This is a genomic window from Bacillus xiamenensis (assembly GCF_000300535.1).
Taxonomy (GTDB): Bacteria; Bacillota; Bacilli; order Bacillales; family Bacillaceae; genus Bacillus; species Bacillus xiamenensis.
On the sequence record NZ_AMSH01000099.1, the window covers coordinates 1 to 5,004 of the forward strand.

At 40.7% G+C, this 5,004-nt stretch carries 3 protein-coding genes; 1 reads left to right on the forward strand and 2 read right to left on the reverse strand.

The window, feature by feature from the left end:
• Positions 1–47: 47 nt before the first annotated feature.
• Both BA1_RS17890 and bmrC read right to left on the reverse strand, forming a co-directional pair.
• On the reverse strand, positions 48–2,063 hold the full coding sequence (locus tag BA1_RS17890) for an ABC transporter ATP-binding protein (RefSeq protein WP_008362065.1): 2,016 nt from the start codon (positions 2,061–2,063) through the stop codon (positions 48–50).
• Positions 2,060–3,817: a multidrug ABC transporter ATP-binding protein BmrC gene (gene bmrC, locus BA1_RS17895; protein WP_008362067.1), complete on the reverse strand. Its 1,758-nt coding sequence runs from the start codon at positions 3,815–3,817 to the stop codon at positions 2,060–2,062. Before bmrC ends, BA1_RS17890 begins: the two co-directional genes overlap by 4 nt.
• A gap of 554 nt (positions 3,818–4,371) precedes the next feature.
• Here bmrC and BA1_RS17900 point away from each other — a divergent pair.
• The gene (locus tag BA1_RS17900) at positions 4,372–4,878 is read left to right on the forward strand and encodes a universal stress protein (protein WP_008362069.1); all 507 of its coding nucleotides are present in this window, start codon (positions 4,372–4,374) and stop codon (positions 4,876–4,878) included.
• Positions 4,879–5,004 lie beyond the last annotated feature (126 nt).

The following is a 5,004-nucleotide window of genomic DNA, read 5'->3' on the forward strand; positions in this document are numbered from 1 at the left end:
GACTGTGTCTAATATTTGGGGTGCACTTCATATGACGGCTCTTTTTATCAGCTGCTAGCCACAGCTCCCTTTTGCAATTCGTACATTTGTGCATACAGCCCGCCTTGCTCCATGAGCCCTTCATGGCTTCCCCGCTCGACGATCTCACCCTTTTCTAACACCAAAATCATGTCAGCTTTCTTAATGGTGGATAAACGGTGTGCAATGACAAAGGTGGTTCGCCCTTCTTTGACCACATCAAGCGCTCGCTGAATGATGGCTTCTGTTTCTGTATCGATGTTAGCAGTCGCTTCATCTAAAATTAAGATTGCTGGGTCGTATGCCAGTGCACGGGCAAATGAAATCAATTGACGCTCCCCCGAGGAAAGGGTGCTCCCCTTTTCAACGACTGGTTCATCAAAGCCTTCAGGCAAATGCTTTAATAGTTCTGCCGCGCCAACTTGCTTTAACGATGTTTCAATGGTTTCTCGTTTAATGTCTTCATTCCCTAAGCTGACATTGGATGCAATTGTTCCAGAAAATAAATATGGATCTTGTAGAACAATGCCCATATGTTGACGTAAAGTTTGGCGCGACTGTTGATAAATGCTTTCTCCATCAATAAGAATGTCTCCCTGCTGAATATCATAAAAACGCAGCAGCAAGTTCATAATCGAACTTTTCCCAGAACCGGTATGTCCAACGAGTGCTACCGTTTGACCTTTTTTCGCTTCAAAGGTGATGTTCTTTAATACATTTTTCCCCTCATTATACGCAAAGGTGACATCCTGAAACTGAACGTGTCCCTCTATTTTCTTCTGCACAGGTTCTTCCACTTCAGTTCCTGGTTCATCTAGTAATCTAAAAACCCTTTCAGATGAAACCCTTGCTAATTCTAATTTAGAAAATTGATTTACAATGCCTGTAATCGGCTGGAACAATCGATTTAAATAATCAACAAACGCATAGAGTACCCCAATGGACACAATGCCTGACGCACTTAAGGATGCGCCACCAAAGTACCAAATGAGTGCTACATACGCTAAATTGCGAAGCAAATTGACTAGGTTATGTGAAAGGAGTGAATTTAAATGCAGCATCTTTCGTTTATATTGAAAGTGATTGTTATTCAGCTCATCAAATTCTTCTTTCGTTGCTTTTTCATGACGAAATGCTTGAATAATCGTCATGCCTTGAATGGCTTCATTTAGCTTAGCGTTGATTTCACTGATGATGGAACGAATACGGTGATTATATACTGATGCAAACTTTCGGTAAGTCATCGACCATAGGAAAATGATCGGCACAGCCACTAAACAAATGAGCGCCAGTTTCACATTTAATAAAAACATGGCGATATAAATGCCAATCATGTAAACGGCACTTGTGACGAAATTAGCGAGAACTGTCACATATAAATCACGGATCGTTTCTGTGTCATTTGTAATCCGTGCTACAACCTTTCCAGCCGGTAAATTATCAAAATATCGGATGGGCAATGTTTGAATATGTTCAAACACGTCGACCCGCATCTTTTGGATAATCCGATTGGCAATGCGCTGGAGCAAATAATGCTGCCCATACTGAAAGAAAATCGCAATGATGAGCAGCCCTAGATAAAATAGAACAAGCTGCACCAAACCACTGATTTCCGGCTGATAAAAAGCAAAAATTTCTTCTTTCGATAAACGCTGTACCTCATAGGTCTTGCGCTCGTTTCCATTTTCAATGGTGAGTTGATTTCCTGTTATCGTCCGGTTTCCATCAAAACGAATAGGCTCATTCACAACATAGTAGCCAAACCCAACTTGCACCACGTTGATTTGCTTTCCAGATTCATTTTCATTCTTTAAGCGATCGTTTCGTATATAGTTATTTCCCTGGTAATAAACGGTTTGATCTGTTTTTTCATTTACTTCAACATACGGTTTTTCTACACCTAAAATATGATCATCAATCATTTTCTTCCCGATGAATGGTCCCGTCAATTCAGCACCAACCGCAATGATTAAAAAGACCAAGGCAACAGACAATATTTTCTTATATAGGAGTGCGTAGGCAAGGAGTCTTCTTCCTGTTGTCATGCCTCATCCCCTCCTTCCAGCTGATTTGTCAGCTGCTGACGCAGAAACTGTTCTTTGTACCATCCATCTTGCTGAATGAGCGCTTGATGGGTTCCCTTTTGAACAATGCGTCCTTCCTCCATTACAAGAATAAGATCCGCATGCTCAACAGCTGATAGACGGTGTGTTGTAATAAAAGTCGTTTTTCCACGACGGTTTTGTCTTAAATTCTCTAAAATAGCAGTTTCTGTTTTCGCATCAACCGCAGATAACGAGTCATCTAAAATTAAAATCTCAGGATCAATTAATAGCGCGCGAGCAATGGAAATCCGCTGCTTTTGTCCGCCTGACAGCGCCACACCTTTTTCCCCAACCATGGTTTCTAACCCTTCAGGCAAAAAACGTAAATCCTTTTCAAAGTAGGCATCTTTGATGGCTTGTGCTAATTCATCTTCCCTCGCTTCCATGTGACCAAAACGCATATTCTCTTCAACACTTTTGGAGAAAAGGATATGATCTTGTGGAACATAGCCAATCCATTGGAACAGCTGATCCAATTCGATGTCTTCAATTGGAACACCTGAAAGCAGGATTTTTCCAGCACCTGTCGGATACTGCCGCAGGAGCTGTTTAACAATCGTTGTTTTACCGCTTCCAGTTTTCCCTGTAATGCCAATCGTCTGTCCTTTTCGCACAGTAAAGGACACATCAATTAAATTATCTTTAGAGGAAGTTGGATACCTGAACGTCACATGTTCAAATTGAATATCACCCGGCTCTTGTAACGTTTTAGGCTGAGCTGCATCTGTTACATCAGGCTTGTAGCTGAGTGTATGATTCAATCGGTCTAATGAGGCATTTCCTCTTTGCATGATATTAATCAGTTCACCGATTGCGAACATTGGCCAGATCATCATCCCAAGATAGACGTTAAATGCGACAAGTTCACCAATGGTTAGGTCACTTTGAAACACAAGATATGCCCCATAGCCGATGCCGATTAAGTAACTAATGCCAACAAGTAATTTCACTGTCGGCTCAAATAATGAATCAATAATCGCCACTCGCATATTTTTTTGAAATACATCCTCTGTCATTTCGCGAAAGCGATTGACATCTTGTTTTTCCTGGACAAAAGACCGGATGACTCGAACACCGGCAACTGATTCCAGTACACGATCATTCATATCACCAAATGCATCTTGAGCGACTGTAAACCGAGCATGAATTTTGCTGCCATAAAACGCAATCAAAATGGCCATTAGCGGCATCGGAATAATGGCCATGAAAGTTAATTTCCAGCTAATCGTCAGCCCCATCGTAAAAAAGATCATCAGCATATAAGCAGTGGAATCAACCAATGTCAGAACACCAAAGCCTGTCGTTAAAGCGACAGCGTTCAAATCATTTGTGCCTAAGGCCATTAAGTTACCGGTTTTTTTCTTTTCATAAAAAGTAGGTGTCATCTTCAATAAGTGATGCATGAGTTTTCCGCGCATCACACGTTCCATGACATTCGCGCCTCCAAATAACTGATACATCCAAAAATACGTGAGCGTATAGACGAGGACACCGAGTAAGCAAAAAATGGTCACATAAAATACAATGCTGGATGTGGTAAATTGACCAGAACGAATGTCATCCACTGCCTGACCTAGATATCTCGGTGGCAGCATTTCAAGCACATTCACAATGAGCAGCAGTGTAATGGCGATTGTATACCGCCTCCACTCTTGTTTAAAGAACCAGCCTAATTTCGCAAATACTGAAAACATGTTTGTCTCTCCTTTTAAAGCTAGCCGCTTTCTATATTTTCCTGGCTGTCACCTTGTTTCGTTTTTTGATCTTTGATCGTTTGTCTTGCTTTTGGCATGTTCACATGCTTTCACTCCTCTTCATTTGATTGCTGCTTTCCACTTCTTTATTTCGAGATACGAAATGTAAACAACAAAAAAGAGGCAACCAGCTGACTGGTACGCCTCTTTTTTACATGATAAAAAGGCGTATGTTGACAAATACGCAACATACGCCTTGATTCATCCGATCAATTGGAACATACAAGTTCCTTTTCAATGACCAATGAAGGTGTAATTGTCACGTGAAGCCCGTTCATGAAGTTTGGTTTCATTCTTCCAATGTTGCACATGACATTTCCTCCTTTTGGCTCTTGAATCTTGTTTTATCTTATAGTGGCTGTCACTATTTTGTCAATAAATATTTTTCAATAAATGAAATTTTCTAACAAAAATACAATTCCTCTCATGTGTATCTTTTTCTGATAACGGGTATACCATGAGTGTAAAGACTCCTTTTGAAAGGAATGAGGACATTGTTTCAAGCTGATCGGATGGTCGTTGCGTTTGATGGACATGAAGACAGTAAGAAAGCATTAAAGAAAGCAATCGCTTTAGCCAAAACCTTGCATGCCAAGCTGACCGTTGTCTATTCCCATGATGGGAAATCCAGCAGACAGATGTTTGATGCACCGCGCCCAATGACTGGCGGCGCTTATATCGGAGGTGGCATGGCAGACCTTCAAACACCCCCTGTGTATGTACCTCATGATGAACAGCAAAGTCCCTTGATTTTTGAAGACCATACAGAAGAGGTCGTTGCAGAAGCGAGGATGCTTTTGAATGAAGAGCAGTTTGAAGCTACCATTGAAATTGTTGAAGGGGAGCCTGCGGAAGCAATTATCGAATATGCTGAAGAAATATCAGCAGACCTCATCGTCATGGGAGCACGTGACCAAAGCAGATTAAAAAAAATGCTATTTGGCAGTGTAAGTGAAAAATTATCGTCCAAATCAGATATACCTGTGCTTATTGTAAAATAAACAAATCACAAAAGGCTAAAATGAACTTTATTTTAGCTCTTTGTCTTCTTTTCAGCGTGACCTGAAAACCTTTGCAGTCTATGATTGATGATTATTGGTTTTGTGTTATTTTTTATTTTGTGTTTA

Coding starts and splice junctions, on each gene's coding strand:
- BA1_RS17890 (WP_008362065.1), bottom strand. CDS start 2,063: ATGACAACAGGAAGAAGACTCCTTGCCTACGCACTCCTATATAAGAAA.
- bmrC (WP_008362067.1), bottom strand. CDS start 3,817: ATGTTTTCAGTATTTGCGAAATTAGGCTGGTTCTTTAAACAAGAGTGG.